Raw genomic sequence first — 18,986 nt, 5'->3', positions numbered from 1 at the left:
GACAAAAGCGAGTGTACACACTAAGTTGGGTGGAACCGCGGGTTATCAAGAATAATTTAAATAAGCACGTATTTTTTATATGTGATTAAAATGATTAACTCGTCCCAAGACAATGATTAAGTTTTTTTGGCTTTTTCTTTGTCTTGGGGCGTTTTTATGTTAAAAAGGAGAGTTTTTTATGACAAAAGATATGGAAACAATTGTCTCATTAGCGAAACATAGAGGTTTCGTATTCCCTGGTAGCGATATTTATGGTGGTTTATCAAATACATGGGATTACGGTCCACTTGGTGTAGAATTAAAAAATAATATTAAAAAAGCTTGGTGGCAAAAATTCATTACTCAATCACCCTATAACGTTGGTATTGATGCAGCTATTTTAATGAATCCAAAAACTTGGGAAGCTTCAGGTCACTTAGGTAACTTTAATGATCCTATGATTGATAACAAAGACAGCAAGATTCGTTATCGTGCTGACAAAATTATTGAAGATCACATGGCAAATGTTAAAGGCGACGAAAACTTTGTAGCTGATGGCTTAAGTTTTGACGAAATGAAACGTATTATCGATGAAGAAGGTATTGTTTGTTCTGTAAGTGGTACAGCCAATTGGACTGATATTCGTCAATTTAACTTAATGTTCAAAACGTTCCAAGGTGTAACAGAAAGTTCTACAAATGAAATTTTCCTACGTCCAGAAACTGCACAAGGTATTTTCGTTAACTATAAAAATGTACAACGTACAATGCGTAAGAAATTACCATTTGGTATTGGCCAAGTTGGTAAATCATTCCGTAACGAAATCACACCTGGTAACTTCATTTTCAGAACACGTGAATTTGAACAAATGGAATTAGAATTCTTCTGTAAGCCTGGTGAAGAAATTGAATGGTATAACTACTGGAAAACATTTGCAAGTCAATGGTTAAAAGATTTAAACTTAAGCGAAGAAGCTACACGTTTACGTGATCATGACGCAGATGAATTATCTCACTATTCTAATGCTACAACAGATATTGAATATCGTTTCCCATTTGGTTGGGGTGAATTATGGGGAATTGCAAGTCGTACAGACTTCGACTTGAAACAACACAGTGAACATTCAGGTGAAGATTTCCAATACCACGATCAAGAATCAGGCGAAAAATATATTCCATATTGTATCGAACCTTCATTAGGTGCTGACCGTGTTACATTAGCTTTCTTATGTGATGCATACAACGAGGAAGGCGTTGAAGGAAGTAAAGATTCTAGAACTGTACTACACTTCCACCCTGCTCTAGCGCCATATAAAGCGGCAATCTTACCTTTAAGCAAAAAATTATCTGGCGAAGCTATCAAAATATTTGAAGAACTAAGTGCTAACTTTGCAATAGATTTCGACGAATCACAATCTATTGGTAAACGTTACCGTCGTCAAGATGAAATCGGCACACCTTATTGTATTACATTTGACTTTGATTCATTAGAAGATCAACAAGTTACAGTACGTGACCGTGATTCAATGGAACAAGTACGTATGCCAATTTCAGAACTAGAAGCATTTTTAACTGAAAAAGTAAAATTCTAATCTTTTCTTAAAATATACATCTACGATTTAACTAATAATTAAGGCTGAGACAAAATACATGTCTCAGCCTTAATTATTAAAATTGAAATAATCCATATTATTAATATAAAAAGAGTGCACCTTGAATTTAAAATCCAAGATGCACTCTTTTTTTGAAATATACATTATTCTATTACCCTATTACCCCAAATCATTAAAGATTACTATCTAACCTATGTAGTTGGTTAATTAACTTTTGACTTTTAAAAAACATACCTGCATATTCACTATATAACATAATCATTAACTCTGACATTTCATCTACCACATCATCATGAATACTCAAAGAACTCATTTGACTAATTGGCAATTTTTGCAATATATCCAATAGAAAAAGAGTTTTATTCATTAAAATGAATGCATGTGGATCTTGATGTCTCACATTCGCAGAAATAGCACCATCAAATTTAAAACTATAACCAATTAAACGAGATTGATCGTCATTATCTGTGATTACACATTTATCAAAAATTGCATTAAAGCCAAACTTTGTCATACATTTCAATAAAACAACGACTGACATGAGTTGGGCAGATACACCGTCTTTAATTTTCGACAATACAAAATGTAATAAATCATAACTATATTGAGAAATTTCATCACTTTCAATCGAGCGGTCAATTGTTTCAGCACTTAAACTCGCAAAACTACTTTCATAAATGTCTAAACGAAGGTTGTAATTTTGGTCTATTACATCCACAGAACTCAGTGTTCCCATACCCTTCCATTTAGAATAAATAAATAAGCCATACACAAATAATTGTGTATTAGCTTGTAAACCACTTTTGCTTTTTTTAGCTCTTCGTACCATAAGCGGCACTTTTGCACCATGTTCATTTAAAATTGTGATAATTTTATCGGATTCGCCATAATCAACCGTTTTAATAATAATACCTTTTTGCTTGATTAACACATTAGCTCACCGACTCCCAAATTAATCTCTATCTTCTAAATAACCCATTTGACGAATAAAGTTAACTTTATTTCGCCAATCTTTTTGGACTTTTACCCAAAGTTCTAGGTATACTTTAGATCCTAGTAACATTTCGATATCTTGACGCGCACGTTTACCAACTTCTTTAAGCTTTTTACCGCCTTTGCCAATAACAATACCTTTTTGTGAATCTCGTTCAACAAATATTGTTGCTTCAATTCGAACTCTGTCTTCATCTTCTTTAACCATGCGATCTACATTTACACCAATAGCATGAGGGATTTCTTCACTCGTTAAATGTAAAATCTTTTCACGAATTAACTCGCCTACAACAAATTGTTCTGGGTGATCAGAGATTTGGTCGTCTGGATAGTATTTCGGTCCTTCTGGTAGATAAGATTTTATTACATTTATAAAATGATCTACATTTAAGCCTTCCAGTGCTGAAATCGGTACAATTTCAGTGAAATCCATATATTTTTTGTATTTTTCAATTCTTGGCATAAGTTCATCTGGGTGTACTAAATCAATTTTATTTAATACTAAAAAGACAGGTGTTTTAATTGTTTTAAGCATATCCATAATATACTCATCACCACGACCTATATCTTCATTTACATTTACCATGAACATAATAGCATCTATTTCAGATAACGTGTTCGTAGCGACACGCATCATGTAGTCGCCTAATTTATGTTTAGGTTTATGAATACCAGGTGTATCTAAGAAAATGATTTGAGCATCTTCTTGTGTCATAACGCCTTGAATTTTGTTTCTTGTCGTTTGTGCTTTATCAGACATAATAGCTATCTTATGTCCGATTACACGGTTAACAAATGTAGATTTCCCAACATTGGGTCTACCTATAATTGATATAAATCCTGATTTATGTCCTGTCATTAATTTAAATCCTTTCCAGAAAATCCTAATGGTAATAAGTCTTTTACGGTTGATTCTATCATATCGCCCTTATGATTAGTCATATATACTGGCATATCATCATCGCATAGTTCTTTTAACACCTGACGACATTCGCCACAGGGTGAAGATGGCGCATCTGCATCAACAGTAACTGTAATTGATTCAAAATCACCTGGTTTATAACCATCTGATATTGCGGCAACCAAACTTGATCTCTCTGCACAAATAGCCATTGAGTATGCTGCGTTTTCAACATTTGCTCCATGATAAACTTTACCGTCTTTCGTTCTTAAATATGCACCAACTTTAAAATTACTATATGGTGAATATGAATTGGCTTGAGCATTTCTTACTTCTTTAAAATAGTGTGGTTGATAAGCCATAGTTAACACGCTCCTATTCAATATTAAGTGTTATTAAAAAAATCCACTTTATTATCTGTTTAATTACTTTGTTCTTTAAGTATAAACAAATTCTATAAAATTGCACTACAATTTAGAACACATATGGTAAAAAAACCACGAGTCCAATTGCAAATGCTGTAATAGAAGCTAGCACAACACTAAAAGCAGCGATATCTTTAGCCTTTTTGGCTAATATATGATAATCACCTGTAACTAAATCAACCACATATTCTACTGCTGTATTGATAGCTTCAAAAGCAAGTACAATACCTATCGCTATAATAATAAAAAGCCATTCTAATTGACTAATACCAAAAACAACGCCACAAATAACAGTGGCAAGTCCTAATAAAAGATGCATTAAAAATTTGCTGTCTTTATTTAGTAATACTAACATACCTTGAAAAGCGTATTTAAAACGTTTCATGACTACCTCTAATCTCTTGTTAAACCATAAGCATTTAGAATTTGATCTTGTCGCCCAAACATTTCTTTTTCGTCTTGTTCATCTATATGATCATAACCTAATAAATGTAAGAAACCATGGAGCGCAAGGAAGCCTAATTCTCTTTCAAAAGAATGACCATAAGAATCAGCTTGTTCCTGAGCTACGTCAGTACAAATAATAATGTCGCCTAATACTCTTGGCATATCAAGTCCAATAATTTCTGGTTCATCTTCTTCTAAAGCAAATGATATAACATCTGTTACTTTATCTTTATCGCGATACATTTTATTAATTTCTTGTATTTCAGTTTTATCTACAAAAGTTACAGATAACTCCGCATCGCTAGCAATTTGTTCTTGTTCTTTTGCAAAAGTGAGGAGTTTGTCAATCTGAGTTAACCATTCACTTTTAACTATCTCAGTATGATCACTAAAGTCTATTGTAAACATTTACTCTTCTCCTTCATAACGGTCAATAATTTTACTTACTAATGGGTGACGGACAACATCACTTTGATCCAGATAATGCACACTTAAGCCTTTAACTTCTTTTAACTTTTTAACAGCTTCTTTAAGACCACTTTTAACTCCTTTTGGTAAGTCTACTTGAGTTTGGTCTCCAGTAACTACCATTTTCGAATCAAAACCTAGTCGAGTTAAGAACATTTTCATTTGTGCTTGTGTAGTATTTTGTGCTTCATCTAATATAACAAAAGCATCATCTAATGTTCTACCGCGCATATAAGCTAGAGGCGCAATTTCTATGATACCTCTTTCTATAAAGCGAGCTGTTTGTTCTCTTCCTAGAACAGTATTTAAACCGTCATACAGAGGTCTTAAGTATGGATCTACCTTTTCCTTTAAATCTCCTGGCAAGAAGCCTAGTGACTCTCCTGCTTCCACTGCAGGTCTTGTTAGCACAATACGCTTAACATTGCCTTTTCTTAACTGTTTCGCAGCATACACAACAGCTAAGAAGGTTTTACCAGTACCAGCTGGCCCTACGCCAAATACTAAATCATTATGATACATAGCATTTACATACATACGTTGACCCATTGTTTTTGCACGGATGGTCTTTCCGTATGCATCTTTAGTTATTTCTTCATCATATAAATCTAATAAGTATTGAATCGTACCATTATTTGCCATTTTCACTGCTGCTTCAACATCTTTTGAAGAGATTGAAATACCTTGTTGAATGACTTTCAAAAGGTTAATGAGTACTGATTCTGCTTTTTTAACATGCTCTACTTGCTCTCCTTTTACGGAGATTTCTTGACCTCGAGCATGTACAATGACATCAAACCCTTCCTCAACTAATTTAAGGTGTTCATCGTTATTTCCAATGAGCGCTTGAGCTTCATTGATGTCATCTATTTGAATAATTCCAGGCATATAGGTGCTCCTTTACAAATATATTCGTTTCATCTTATTTTATCCTATTAGATTTTAACTTACAAAAATTATTATCGTTCATTAAATTATTTTAAGCATTTAACAAATCAATCATATAATGATGATTACACCATCATTATATCACGAATTAACTATATATTATTTCAAAGTGTATTAAATAGAGACTCATTTATCAAATTTTACATGATGTTTACATTCTTATTAGTCGTAAACTATTAGTTTAATTTATTATGGTTATTTATTCATTGAAATTATTGCAAAAGAAACACAAAAACGCCTTACAGAGTCATTATATATCGACTCCATAAGGCGTTTAATTCATAGACTATACTGCGCTATAATCTTTTGGGTCTTTCTAATACTTCTGACCAAATAATACCATTTACAACTTCATCTTCTGCAAACCTGTATTTTTCATTACCAACTGGACTCTGAATTGCCTGTGCGTCCATTAACTGTTTTAAACGGAAACGTTTTGTTCTCTCAGATAAATATTTATCTGAAATAATAGCACGTGCTCTTCTTTCAGTTCTCTTCAGTTTTTTCTCGTTTTCACGATCTATTTCTGTACGCACATCTTGTAACTCGCTCATTAAATCTGCTTCAAGTTCTTTCTGCAGTTTATTCTCTTCTTGCTCTTGCGAACGTTTTAATTTTTCTGCTTCAGTCTCGTTGTCTGTACGCATTGTTCGAGTCGATTGTTGAGGATTAGGCGATTCCATTTTTTCAGCTCTAGTTTCAACTGGTCTTGCAGGTTCTGTAGTTTTTTGCGGTTGCTGTTCAATATCTTTCCTCGTTGGTCCTTCATTCATTTGTTGTTCTATTTCTTTGAATGCTTTACCAATTTCATCTAGGAAACCGCCTCTTTTAGGTTGCTCACCATTTCGGTTAGGTTGATTGTTTATTGGTGGTTTTTGGTTTTTTCTATCTTTATGGCTATTATCGCTAATAGCGCTGACTATTGTAACAATCACAGATGTTACAAAGATAATAATAGCTATATTCATTTAATCACCCCTAATTAATTTTCCGGTGATTCATCATCTTTTTGGTTCGTACGTTCATTGATTGAATTTCTCATACCTGTATCTGCTTCAACATTTTTAAGATTATAATAATCCTTAACGCCTAAGTTACCAGAACGTAAAGCTTCTGCCATAGCAAGTGGAACTTCTGCTTCTGCTTCAACAACTTTAGAACGCATTTCTTGAACTTTAGCTTTCATTTCTTGTTCTTGAGCTACAGCCATTGCTCTACGTTCTTCTGCTTTAGCTTGTGCAATGTTTTTGTCAGCAAGCGCTTGTTCAGTTTGTAAGTCTGCACCAATGTTTTTGCTAATATCAACGTCAGCAATATCGATTGATAAGATTTCAAACGCTGTACCAGAATCTAAACCTTTGCTAAGTACTGTTTTAGAAATATTATCTGGATTTTCTAGAACTTGTGTATGGTGTTCACTAGAACCAATTGTTGAAACGATACCTTCACCAACACGTGCAATAATTGTTTCTTCACCAGCACCACCTACTAAACGAGCGATGTTAGCACGAACAGTAATACGCGCTTTAGCTTTTACTTCGATACCGTTCATCGCAACACCTGCGATAAATGGTGTTTCTATTACTTTAGGATTAACAGACATTTGAACAGCTTCTAATACATCACGGCCAGCTAAATCAATAGCTGCACCACGTTCAAATGGTAAGTTGATGTCCGCTCTTTGTGCTGCAATGTTAGCATCAACTACACGGTCAACGTTTCCTCCTGCTAAGTAATGTGATTCAAGTTGGTTTGTTGTTAAATTCAAACCAGCTTTATGTGCCTTAATTAATGGTGAGATAACTTTTCGTGGTGAAACTCTACGAAGTCTCATACCAACTAATGTACCAATACCTACTTTAACACCAGCAGCTATTGCTGAAATCCATAATCCGACTGGAACAAATGAAAATAGTAATAATAAAGCTATTACTACTATGACGACGATAACAACTAATCCGATCATACTTTCTCTCCTTTATGATTCGTTTTCTCTAACAACAACTCTAGTACCTTCAACTTCTAAAATGGTTACTGCTTTATTTCGCAAAATAAATGATCCATCAGAAACTGCGTCGATACGTTCATTGTTGAGTGTAATGATTCCTGCTGGTCTTAAATCTGTTAACGTAGTAGCAGTAAGACCAACTAAATGAGAGCGATCTTCATGTGAAGTGTAGCCTGCCTCTGCATTTGTAGAATCCTTCAAAACTACTTTATCTAAAAACGGTATCTTACGTTTGAAAATTTTCACTAGTATCACCCACTCTATGATTGATAATATCAATGCTACAACTACACTAGCAATCATATAAATTAAATTGTCACCTAAAGTAATAATACTAAAAATTATTAGCCCCATACCGATAATACCGATAATCGCACCAACAACAAAAAGTTCTATTATTACCAATATGACACCGATTCCAAATAAGATGATTGAATACAAGTTGACATCGCCTTTTACAAAAAACCCTAAAAAGAGTATTAATAAGGCTAATGTGGCAACGATACCCACAATATTTATCTTATTAGAGTATAATTGATATAAAAATCCTAGGAAGATAATACAAGTTAAAATTAAAGCTCCAAACGGACTGACGATAACGCTTGCAACATTATCAATCCAATTTCCTTGTTCAACAAAGTTGACTGAAAATATTGTATGTATACTACTCGAAGGAATCACTCTATCACCTCGCTCTCAACTTGATTATACATGAAATGAATGTATGATTATAGCGTTTATAGCATAAATGTTAATTATATTAATTTTTTTCAAATCATGAACCTGAATTTATAAAAAAATAATAGTCTTAGCTGTTGAACAACTAAGACTATTACTATTTATAATTAATGTTGGTGTTGAGGGAGTCAACGACACAATTAATTATTAGAATATTCGTTTACGTGCAAGCTACTGTTAGTAAATACTATTTACGTTTACGCGCAGCTTCTGATTTTTTCTTACGTTTAACACTAGGTTTTTCGTAATATTCACGCTTACGAACTTCTTGAATTGTACCGCTTTTAGAAACTGTACGTTTGAAACGACGTAACGCATCTTCAAGTGATTCATTACTCTTAACTGTTGTTTTAGACATGTGTATTTCCCTCCCTCCAAATATCAACGAAACTTTATTATCATTTCATGGTTATGACCATGTATTGATCAGTATAATATATCTGATTAAAGTGGTCAATTAGTAAAATTTACATTTTTTTAATTTAAAGCATAAATTTGTACTGAAATGTAGACATCGTATAATTTAATACATGATAATTTTTAATATTAATCTAATAAATCTTTTTCAAAACTTACAGCACTTAATACATAAAGTGGTGCAGTTTCTGCTCTTAAAATCCTTGGCCCTAGACCAATTTGATACGCCTTACCATCGAACAATGCCACTTCTTCTTCTGATAAACCACCTTCTGGCCCAAATATAACTAATACATGGTCACCAGATTTCATTTCACGAACTACAGACTTAAAATTGTGTGTTTCACCTGTTTTCGCAGCATTTTCATAAGCGATGAGTACATAATCGTATTCATCGATATAATCATAAACTACTTTTAAACTCGCTTCATAAGTTATGGATGGTATTGCTAAACGGTAGCTTTGTTCAGCTGCTTCTTTAATAATCTTTTGCCAGCGCTCTAATTTTTTATCAATCTTACTATCATTTAATTTAACCACTGAACGTTTCATACCAGCAGCTATGAAATGGTTTGCGCCTAACTCTGTCGATTTTTGGAGCATCCACTCATATTTATCAGCTTTAATTAAACCACTACAAATCGTAATATGTTGAGGTAATTCAGTATCAATATCAATTTTTTCTACTAATGAAAGTTCAATACCTTCAGTAGCTATATCGATAATTTCACATTTATAAACATTCTGATCCACAAATGTAATAATTATTTTTTCACCAGTTTGATGACGCATCACATTGGATATATGATGTATGTCACCTTTATCAGTAATGAAAAAACGCTGATTTACATCAGCGTTTTGGTCAATAAAGTATCTTTGCATTGTTATTCGCTCACTTTCTGTCCAACGATACAAACCCAACTGTTATCGTGATTAATAGAAACAATTTCAAAACCACTACGCTTCATATGATTTACAATAGATTCATGTTTTTCTTCTATAATACCAGAAGTTATAAAATAACCATCTTTATTTAAAACGTTATAAGCATCTTCGATCATTTCTTCAATAATATGAGCTAAAATATTGGCGACAACAACATCAAATTTTTCAGTTTCCTCTGTTAGTAAATTTCCAGGAACTGCTTCAATTGCCTTATCACAATTATTTTTCATAAAATTTTCTTTAGCAACTTTCACTGCCATTTCATCAACGTCTAATGCTTTAATACGTTTAACACCTAAAAGATGTGCAGCAATACTTAATATCCCTGAACCTGTACCAACATCTATAACTGAATCACTCGGCTCCACATAAGTTTCAATTGCTTTTAAACACATGCTCGTTGTAGGATGATCGCCTGTACCGAATGCCATACCTGGGTCCAATTCTATGCACAATTCACTATCATCTTCTTTTTGATATGTTTCCCAACTAGGGACTATCGTAAATTGTTTTGATGCACGAAATGGATGAAAATAATTTTTCCATTCATTTTCCCAATCTTGTTCTTGAAGCATTTGCTCTTCGTAGTTAAAACTAGAGTTATCTAGAGATTCAACTTGCGAAATTTCATTTAAAAGCGCTTTTCTAAACGTTTCAGTATATTTCAGTTCATTGAAATACGCTTTAAGCCTGACCCCTTGCTTAGGATAATCATTAGCATTAAGGGCATATAGCTCGCCATATTTATCCTCAAAGTCGTGATTTAAGTCGTGAGAGTCCTCTATAACGACACCATTTGAACCAAAATCTTCCAATATATTAGTAATTATAGGCGTTGCTTCATGATTAGCAATGATTGATATCTCGGTCCAATTCATATTCTAATCTCCTTTAAAGAATCTTTTAGCTTTGTCTCTAAAATTTGATGCTTGTTCAGAAATTTCTTCACCATCAATTTCTGCAAATTCTCTTAATAATTCTTTTTGTCGATCACTCATTTTACTTGGTGTTACGACATTTATATTGATAAATAGGTCACCATAGCCGTAGCCATGAACATTCTTAATTCCTTTTTCTTTTAGACGGAATTGTTTTCCAGTTTGCGTACCTGCTGGAATTGTTAACATCACGCTACTATTAAGCGTCGGCACTTTAACCTCGTCACCTAGTGATGCTTGAGCGATACTAATATCAAGTGAATAATAAATATCATCGCCATCTCTTTCAAATTTTTCTGAAGGTTTAACTCTAAATACAATATACAAATCACCTTGAGGGCCACCATTTTCTCCAGGAGCACCTTCACCAGCTAATCTAATTTGTTGTTCATTATCTACACCTTCAGGGATTGTGACACTGATTTTAACATTTTTATTCTCAGTACCTTTACCTTTACATGTTGGACATGGTTCTTCAAACTCTTGACCAGAACCACTACATACTGGACAAACTTTTTCAGTTCTAACTCTACCAAGTATTGTATTTTGTTCTACAGACACATGTCCAGCGCCACTACAGTATTGACAAGTTTTCTTTTTAGTTCCTGGTTTAGCACCTGCACCATCACAAGTGTGACAAGACACATCTTTACGGATTGAAATTTCTTTTTCACTACCGAAAACAGCTTCATCAAACGTAACTGTCATCGTATACTGTAAGTCATCGCCCTTTCTTGGAGCGTTAGGATCACGTTGTTGACGTCCGCCACCAAAGAATGAACTGAATATATCTTCGAAACCGCCGCCACCAAAGCCACTAAAGTCTTGGCCACCGAATCCTTGGCCGCCAAAGCCACCTTGAGGACCATCATGTCCAAATTGGTCATAATTTGCGCGTTTATTTTCATCACTTAATGTTTCATAGGCTTCAGAGATTTCTTTAAACTTCTCATCAGAACCTTCTTCTTGATTAATATCTGGGTGATACTTCTTTGATAATTTACGATAAGCCTTTTTAATTTCATCTTTAGAAGCGCCTTTGCTGACACCTAAGACTTCATAATAATCTTTTTTGGCCACTAATATCTCTCCTTTTACAGTTTTATTAAATCATTTTAAAAAAAGGAAAAAGTCAAAGCCAATGTTCAATTGACTTTGACTTAATTTGGCTAAGCAATTGTGTCATATTTTTCTATTAATAACAATTAATTAGTCAATGACTCTACTTATTTTTGGTTGTCTTGGTTGTCGTCGTCTTTTACTTCTTTGAAATCAGCATCTTCAACATCACTATCTTGAGAAGCATTTGCTTCTTCACCTTGTGCTTGTTGTTGAGCTTGAGCAGCTTGTTCGTATACTTTTGTTGATAAGTCTTGAACTACTTTTTCTAATTCTTCTTTTTTAGCTTTGATATCTTCAATATCTTCGCCTTCAAGTGCTGATTTTAATGCTTCTTTTTTATCTTCAGCATTTTGTTTGTCTTCTTCGCTGATGTTTTCACCTAAATCAGTGATCGTTTTTTCAACTTGGAATACTAAGCTGTCTGCTTCGTTTCTTGTATCACTTTCTTCGCGACGTTTTTGGTCAGCGTCAGCGTTTTCTTCAGCATCTTTAACCATACGATCGATTTCATCATCTGATAGTGAAGAGCTAGATTGGATTGTGATATTTTGCTCTTTATTTGTTCCTAAGTCCTTAGCAGTAACGTTTACAATACCATTTTTATCGATATCGAAAGTAACTTCGATTTGAGGTACACCACGTGGAGCTGCTGGAATATCAGTTAATTGGAATCTACCAAGTGTTTTATTGTCTGATGCCATTGGACGTTCACCTTGTAACACGTGAATATCAACTGCTGGTTGGTTATCTGCTGCTGTGGAGTATACTTGTGATTTAGATGTTGGGATTGTCGTATTTCTTTCGATAAGTGTGTTCATACGTCCACCCATGATTTCAATACCTAATGATAATGGTGTAACGTCTAATAATACTACGTCTTTAACATCACCAGTGATTACGCCACCTTGGATTGCTGCACCCATAGCAACAACTTCATCAGGGTTAACGCCTTTATTAGGTTCTTTACCTACTTCTTTTTTAACAGCTTCTTGAACTGCTGGGATTCTTGTAGAACCACCAACTAAGATAACTTCATCAATGTCTGAACTTGATAAACCTGCATCGCTCATTGCTTGGCGAGTTGGTACCATAGTTCTTCTGATTAAATCATCAGCCAATTCTTCAAATTTAGCACGAGTTAAATTAATTTCTAAGTGTAATGGACCATTTTCTCCAGCTGAAATAAATGGTAGTGAAATTTGAGTTTGAGAAACGCCAGATAAATCTTTTTTAGCTTTTTCAGCAGCGTCTTTAAGACGTTGTAAAGCCATTTTATCTTTTGATAAATCTACGCCGTTTTCTTTTTTGAATTCAGAAACTAAATAGTTAATGATTACTTCATCAAAGTCATCTCCGCCTAGTTTGTTGTCACCTGCAGTAGAAAGCACTTCGAATACGCCGTCACCTAATTCAAGGATTGAAACGTCAAATGTACCGCCACCTAAGTCAAAAACTAATACTTTTTCTTCTTGTTCTGTTTTGTCTAAACCGTATGCTAAAGCTGCTGCAGTTGGTTCGTTAATAATACGTTCTACTTCTAACCCAGCGATTTTACCAGCATCTTTAGTTGCTTGACGTTCACTGTCGTTGAAATATGCAGGAACAGTAATAACTGCTTTTTCTACTTTTTCACCAAGATAATCTTCAGCTGTACCTTTAAGGTTTTGTAATACCATTGCTGAGATTTCTTGAGGTGTGTATGATTTACCTTCAACATCAACTTTGTAATTCGTACCCATGTGACGTTTAATTGATTGGATTGTATTAGGGTTTGTGATTGCTTGACGTTTAGCAACTTCACCTACTTGAGTTTCATCATTTTTAAATGCAACTACTGATGGTGTAGTTCTTGCACCTTCAGGGTTTTGAATTACTTTTGGCTCATCGCCTTCTAAAATTGAAACACATGAATTTGTTGTACCTAAGTCAATACCTATTACTTTACTCATAAATAATTTCCTCCTGTTTGTTTGTATAAATTGGTGTTTTCATCAACATTAAAACCTATTGATTTACTTTAACCATTGAAGGTCTTAATACACGTTCTTTTAGTTTATAACCTTTTTGTAGCTCTTGAGTGATTTCGCCTGATTCAAAATCAGGGTTGTCATCTTGAACTACAGCTTGATGAACGTTCGGGTCAAATTGATGACCTTCAGTTTCAATTAATTCTAAACCATTTTCTTTTAATGCATTAATTAAGCTTTCATGAATCATTTCTACACCTTTTTTAAGTGATTGGAATTGTTCATTTTCGCCTTCGATTTGTAGCGCACGCTCAATGTTATCTATTGTTGGTAAAATATCATTAAGCACATCTTGCGCTTTATATGCTTTCATTGTTTGGTTTTCTTTTTGGATTCTACGCTTGTAATTTTCAAACTCTGCGTATAATCTTAAATACTTTTCTTCATTTTCTTGAACATCTTGTTTTAATTGTTGAATTTCTTCATCTTTAGGATCCACATCTTCAGTAGTTTCTTGTGAATCGTCCTCCTGCAGATTATCTTGTGATGCATCTGTAGTTTCATCAGTATTTACAGAAGATGTATTTTGCTCGTTATCAGTTACATCTTCATTTGCTTCTTGATCAAATACTGATTCATTTTTTTCTGTCATTTTCCGCCCTCCAATACAATACTTAATTACCAAATCGTATTTAGTAATCGTATTACGTTCTGATAATTCATTGCTGTTGGTCCGATAACCGCAATTTGGCCTTTTAATCTATCGTCAATGTGATACTGACTTGTGACGATAGAAATACCACTCAAACTTGATTCTATTTCATGTCCAATTTTGACGTTTATTGTCGAATTAGACATATCATCAAGTAATTGTGTAATTTTATTCGATTCTATATATTGCAAAATAGGTTGAATCGATGACACGTTCGTTTCATTCAACGCATCAATTAGTTTAACCTTTCCGCCCATAAAAATGCCATTACTTTGATTATCAAAATGAATCTCGATCGTACTTAGCATATCTTTGATAAAATGCTTCTCTAATTCAGAATTAACAAAAGCATCTAACTCATTTTCAAAACGATGATGATTCCATTCATTATATTTAGCAGTAACAAAATTCGAAATTTTTGTTAGTTCGTCATTAGATAACGGAACATCGGATGCTAAATGCAGATGTTCTACATGACCAGATGTGAACACGACTACCATTATAACCAAATAGGCATTTGCTCGAATCAAATGAATGTTATTAATTATATCTTTTTTGTGATTTGGACGCATTACCAACGTTGTATATTGAGATGCAATTGAAAGTTCATTTGCAAATTCGCTCAGTGCTGAGGAAATGTCATAATGATTATCAACTAGTAAATCACTCAAACGTTGAATTTTTGTTTGCTGTTGATGAGATGTTTGTTGCAATAATTGATTCACATAATATCTGATGCCTGACTGTGATGGTGATCGCCCTGATGAAGTATGTGTCTTCTCAATCAATTCAAGGTCTTCGAGATGCTTCATCTCGTTTCGAATAGTTGCAGGACTAAAATTCAATTTGTGTCGTTCAATCAGCGTTTTTGAACCAATTGGATGACCTAAATCAACATAATCTTCAACAATTGCATTAAGTATGCTCAATTGTCTATCGCTAATCATGTTTTCACCTCATTAGCACTCTTTTGTCCCAAGTGCTAATTATAATTTATCAAATTGGTCAAAGTAAGTCAATGTTAAAGCATTCAATTTTAATTTTTTTTATACATTTAATAAAAATGCTTCAAAGACAATATTTCCAATGACTTTTCCACGTTCAGTCATCGTGATATGTCCGTTTTGATCAATTAAAAGTTCACGTTGAATTAAGTCTTCTATAGTTTGACCATAGACTTCTTCTAATGTTTTTCCAAATTTCTGTGAAAACTTGTCTTTATCCACACCTATATTCATCCGTAAGCCTAAAAACATTTCTTCTTCTATTTGCTCTGTTTCGGTAGGAAATGTTGAATCTAATAAGGGCCGTTCATTGTTTTGTACTTTTTTAATGTAATGGTTTACTGGATTTACATTATTATAACGCTCTCCATTTACATAACCACTTGCGCCAGCACCAAAGCCATAATAGCCTTCATTTTTCCAATACACTTTATTGTGTTCGGATTCATGTCCAACTTTACCAAAATTAGATATTTCATATTGATGCATCTCTGATTGTTCCATTCTTTCTAGTAGATATTCGTACATTTCTTCACCAATATCTTCATTAGGAACTTTCAATTGGCCTTTTCTATACATATTATAAAATTTTGTTTTAGGTTCTAATATCAAACCGTAACTCGATATATGATCAATATCCATCGACAAAGCCTTTTCTAGACTATCTTGAAAATCTTCTAGAGTTTGGTTCGGTAAATGATACATTAAATCTAAACTAATAGATGGAATGCCAACTTGACGAGCATTAGCAACCGATTGATAAATATCTTCTGTTTTGTGTGTTCTACCGAGTATGTCTAATAATTCTGGTTTAAATGTTTGAACACCCATAGACAACCTATTAACACCATAATCTTTAAGCAATTGAACTTTTTCAATTGTTAATTCATCGGGGTTTGCTTCAAAGCTAAATTCGCCTTTTATTTCAAAAGTATCTGTAATAGCTACTAATAATTTTTCGAGTTGTTGATAATCAAGTGCTGTAGGCGTACCGCCGCCAACAAAAACTGTTTCTAATTTTCTGACTTCACTTTGCTGCATTTCAGTGATTAAACAATCTAAATACGTATCAACTGGTTGGTTTTGTATAAAGTACTTGTTGAAATCACAATACGTACAAATCCTCACGCAAAAAGGAATATGCATATAAGCACTTTTCACTTCCATATTGCGTTCACCTACTTTCATTTTTTGAAGATGTGAGAACACAACAAAAAACTGGGGCATAAATCGAATGGATTTAAGGCCCCAATGTTTAATTTATATTAATCTTCATCCATCTTAAGAACTGCTAGGAATGCATCTTGAGGAATCTCAACGTTACCTACAGATTTCATTTTAGCTTTTCCGGCTTTTTGTTTTTCTAATAATTTTTTCTTACGGCTGATATCTCCGCCGTAACATTTAGACAATACGTTTTTACCCATCGATTTAATATTCGTACGCGCAACAATCTTTTGGCCAACTGCTGCTTGAACAGGAACCTCAAATTGTTGCCTTGGAATTAGTGTTTTTAATTTTTCAACTAACATTTTACCACGGTCATATGCGAATTCTTTATGTACTATAAAGCTTAAAGCATCTACTTTTTCGCCATTTAGCAATATGTCCATTTTTACTAAGTCACTTTCTTTGTTATCAATAAATTCATAATCAAAAGAAGCATAACCTTTAGTATTAGATTTAAGTTGGTCGAAGAAATCAAAAACCACTTCTGATAATGGAATTTCGTAAATAATATTTACGCGAATATCATCCATGTATTCCATATTTACAAATTGTCCACGTTTACTCTGACATAATTCCATTACAGCACCAACATAATCATTGGGTACCATCATAGTAGCTCTAACAAATGGTTCATAAATCGTATCAATTTTATCTCTTTCAGGCATATTAGCTGGATTATCAACAGTAACTTCTTCGCCTGTTTTCATAATACATTGATAGATTACTGACGGTGCTGTTGCAATAAGTGCAATACCAAATTCACGTTCAATACGTTCTTGAATAATTTCCATATGAAGCATACCTAAGAAACCAGTACGATAACCAAAGCCTAATGCTTGTGATGATTCAGGTTCGAATTCTAATGAGGCATCATTTAATTGTAATTTTTCTAATGACTCACGCAAGTCATTGTAATCTTTGTTATCTATAGGGAATAAACCACAGAATACCATCGGGTTCATTTTTTTATAACCTTGTAGTGCTTGTTCTGCAGGACGTCTGACATGCGTGATTGTATCACCAACACGTGAGTCGTCAACATTTTTAATACTAGCTATAATGTACCCTACATCACCAACAGTAAGTTCTTCTACAGCTAATTGTTTTGGCGTATTAATACCAACTTCAGTAACTTCGAAATCCTTACCTGTAGCCATCATTTTAATGCGATCTCCAGGTTTAACCGTACCTTCCACAACTCTTATAGATGAAATAACGCCTCTATAAGGATCATACTCAGAATCAAAGATAAGTGCTTTCAACGGTGCTTCAGGATCGCCTTGTGGTGGAGGAACAACTTCAACAATTTTTTCGAGTATATCTTCTATACCAATATTAGATTTTGCACTTGCTAGCACAACCTCGTCTTTATCGATACCGATGACATCTTCTAATTCCTGCTTCACACGTTCTGGCTCTGCTGCAGGTAAATCTATCTTGTTAATTACAGGTAATAACTCCAATTCGTTATCTAGAGCTAAGTAAACGTTAGCTAATGTTTGTGCTTCAATTCCTTGCGCTGCATCAACTACTAAGATTGCTCCTTCACAAGCAGCTAATGATCTAGACACTTCGTATGTAAAATCTACGTGTCCAGGTGTGTCAATAAGATGGAATGTGTATATTTCACCATCTTTAGCTTCATACTTTAAGCGAACAGCATTTAATTTAATTGTAATACCACGTTCTTGTTCTAAATCCATGGAATCTAGCAATTGCGCGTGCATATCTCTCGATTCAACTGATTTCGTGTTTTCTAAAATCCTATCAGCTAACGTAGATTTACCATGGTCTATATGTGCGATAATAGAAAAGTTTCTAATATTTTCGCGTTTATTGAAACGGTCTTGTTTATCCATGTATTATCCTTCTCACTTTCATAATTCTAGCCCGTAAATATGTATGACATTCTTTGATATAATAACGTTTTTAGTAGGTAATTGCAAATTTACTACGATTTTTTACTATTTTCCGTAAATAATTGATATACTTGATATTGTATTCTACTTTGCATTATAGAGTGAATGTTCTTCTTTTCCAAATAGTATTGTACCATTTTCATCGATTCTATGCGCCTGCGATAAATAAATGATTGCAGAAAGGCGCTCATTTTGATAAAATATTTCTTGTTG

The 18,986-nt window shown here is 33.8% G+C and carries 19 protein-coding genes; 1 reads left to right on the top strand and 18 read right to left on the bottom strand.

Features of this window, described 5'->3' with window-relative positions; translation table 11 throughout:
* Positions 1–178: 178 nt before the first annotated feature.
* Positions 179–1,570: a glycine--tRNA ligase gene (locus SOJ_RS07595; protein ID WP_002507483.1), complete on the top strand. Its 1,392-nt coding sequence runs from the start codon at positions 179–181 to the stop codon at positions 1,568–1,570.
* Positions 1,571–1,763: 193 nt separating this feature from the next.
* On the opposite strand, the gene recO is transcribed toward SOJ_RS07595, so the two are convergent.
* The 18 genes from recO to lepA form a co-directional block, all read right to left on the bottom strand.
* Positions 1,764–2,522 carry a DNA repair protein RecO gene (recO, locus tag SOJ_RS07590; RefSeq protein ID WP_002507482.1) on the bottom strand — a complete coding sequence of 253 codons (759 nt, stop codon included), beginning with the start codon at positions 2,520–2,522 and terminating at the stop codon, positions 1,764–1,766.
* 21 nt (positions 2,523–2,543) lie between these two features.
* On the bottom strand, positions 2,544–3,443 hold the full coding sequence (gene era, locus SOJ_RS07585) for a GTPase Era (protein ID WP_002507481.1): 900 nt from the start codon (positions 3,441–3,443) through the stop codon (positions 2,544–2,546).
* The gene (gene cdd / locus SOJ_RS07580; protein WP_002507480.1) at positions 3,443–3,847 is read right to left on the bottom strand and encodes a cytidine deaminase; all 405 of its coding nucleotides are present in this window, start codon (positions 3,845–3,847) and stop codon (positions 3,443–3,445) included. Before cdd ends, era begins: the two co-directional genes overlap by 1 nt.
* A gap of 112 nt (positions 3,848–3,959) precedes the next feature.
* Positions 3,960–4,295, bottom strand: a complete 336-nt coding sequence (locus SOJ_RS07575) for a diacylglycerol kinase family protein (RefSeq protein ID WP_002507479.1) — start codon at positions 4,293–4,295, stop codon at positions 3,960–3,962.
* A gap of 8 nt (positions 4,296–4,303) precedes the next feature.
* Complete coding sequence (gene ybeY / locus SOJ_RS07570) at positions 4,304–4,765, bottom strand: rRNA maturation RNase YbeY (RefSeq protein WP_002507478.1); 462 nt, start codon at positions 4,763–4,765, stop codon at positions 4,304–4,306.
* Positions 4,766–5,713, bottom strand: a complete 948-nt coding sequence (locus SOJ_RS07565) for a PhoH family protein (protein ID WP_002507477.1) — start codon at positions 5,711–5,713, stop codon at positions 4,766–4,768.
* A 356-nt stretch (positions 5,714–6,069) separates the two neighbouring features.
* Positions 6,070–6,741: a hypothetical protein gene (locus SOJ_RS07560; RefSeq protein ID WP_002507476.1), complete on the bottom strand. Its 672-nt coding sequence runs from the start codon at positions 6,739–6,741 to the stop codon at positions 6,070–6,072.
* A 14-nt stretch (positions 6,742–6,755) separates the two neighbouring features.
* Positions 6,756–7,739, bottom strand: coding sequence for a flotillin-like protein FloA (gene floA / locus SOJ_RS07555; protein WP_002507475.1), 984 nt, complete (start codon positions 7,737–7,739; stop codon positions 6,756–6,758).
* A 12-nt stretch (positions 7,740–7,751) separates the two neighbouring features.
* Positions 7,752–8,462 carry an NfeD family protein gene (locus SOJ_RS07550; RefSeq protein ID WP_002507474.1) on the bottom strand — a complete coding sequence of 237 codons (711 nt, stop codon included), beginning with the start codon at positions 8,460–8,462 and terminating at the stop codon, positions 7,752–7,754.
* 244 nt (positions 8,463–8,706) lie between these two features.
* Positions 8,707–8,877, bottom strand: coding sequence for a 30S ribosomal protein S21 (rpsU, locus tag SOJ_RS07545; RefSeq protein ID WP_002507473.1), 171 nt, complete (start codon positions 8,875–8,877; stop codon positions 8,707–8,709).
* 188 nt (positions 8,878–9,065) lie between these two features.
* Positions 9,066–9,818, bottom strand: coding sequence for a 16S rRNA (uracil(1498)-N(3))-methyltransferase (locus SOJ_RS07540; RefSeq protein WP_002507472.1), 753 nt, complete (start codon positions 9,816–9,818; stop codon positions 9,066–9,068).
* Positions 9,819–9,820: 2 nt separating this feature from the next.
* A complete protein-coding gene (gene prmA, locus SOJ_RS07535; RefSeq protein WP_002507471.1) occupies positions 9,821–10,759 on the bottom strand; it encodes a 50S ribosomal protein L11 methyltransferase in 939 nt (312 codons plus the stop codon).
* Positions 10,760–10,762: 3 nt separating this feature from the next.
* Complete coding sequence (gene dnaJ, locus SOJ_RS07530) at positions 10,763–11,899, bottom strand: molecular chaperone DnaJ (protein ID WP_002507470.1); 1,137 nt, start codon at positions 11,897–11,899, stop codon at positions 10,763–10,765.
* A 146-nt stretch (positions 11,900–12,045) separates the two neighbouring features.
* On the bottom strand, positions 12,046–13,890 hold the full coding sequence (gene dnaK / locus SOJ_RS07525; RefSeq protein WP_002507469.1) for a molecular chaperone DnaK: 1,845 nt from the start codon (positions 13,888–13,890) through the stop codon (positions 12,046–12,048).
* A 55-nt stretch (positions 13,891–13,945) separates the two neighbouring features.
* Positions 13,946–14,560: a nucleotide exchange factor GrpE gene (gene grpE / locus SOJ_RS07520; RefSeq protein ID WP_002507468.1), complete on the bottom strand. Its 615-nt coding sequence runs from the start codon at positions 14,558–14,560 to the stop codon at positions 13,946–13,948.
* Between the two features lie 26 nt (positions 14,561–14,586).
* Positions 14,587–15,567, bottom strand: coding sequence for a heat-inducible transcriptional repressor HrcA (gene hrcA, locus SOJ_RS07515; RefSeq protein ID WP_002507467.1), 981 nt, complete (start codon positions 15,565–15,567; stop codon positions 14,587–14,589).
* Between the two features lie 99 nt (positions 15,568–15,666).
* Positions 15,667–16,791, bottom strand: coding sequence for a radical SAM family heme chaperone HemW (hemW, locus tag SOJ_RS07510; protein ID WP_002507466.1), 1,125 nt, complete (start codon positions 16,789–16,791; stop codon positions 15,667–15,669).
* 98 nt (positions 16,792–16,889) lie between these two features.
* Positions 16,890–18,713, bottom strand: a complete 1,824-nt coding sequence (gene lepA, locus SOJ_RS07505) for a translation elongation factor 4 (protein WP_002507465.1) — start codon at positions 18,711–18,713, stop codon at positions 16,890–16,892.
* Between the last annotated feature and the right edge of the window lie 273 nt (positions 18,714–18,986).

The organism is Staphylococcus sp. OJ82, from assembly GCF_000294465.1.
GTDB classification, from domain to species: domain Bacteria; phylum Bacillota; class Bacilli; order Staphylococcales; family Staphylococcaceae; genus Staphylococcus; species Staphylococcus equorum.
This window is presented reverse-complemented; position numbering and strand designations above follow the sequence as displayed.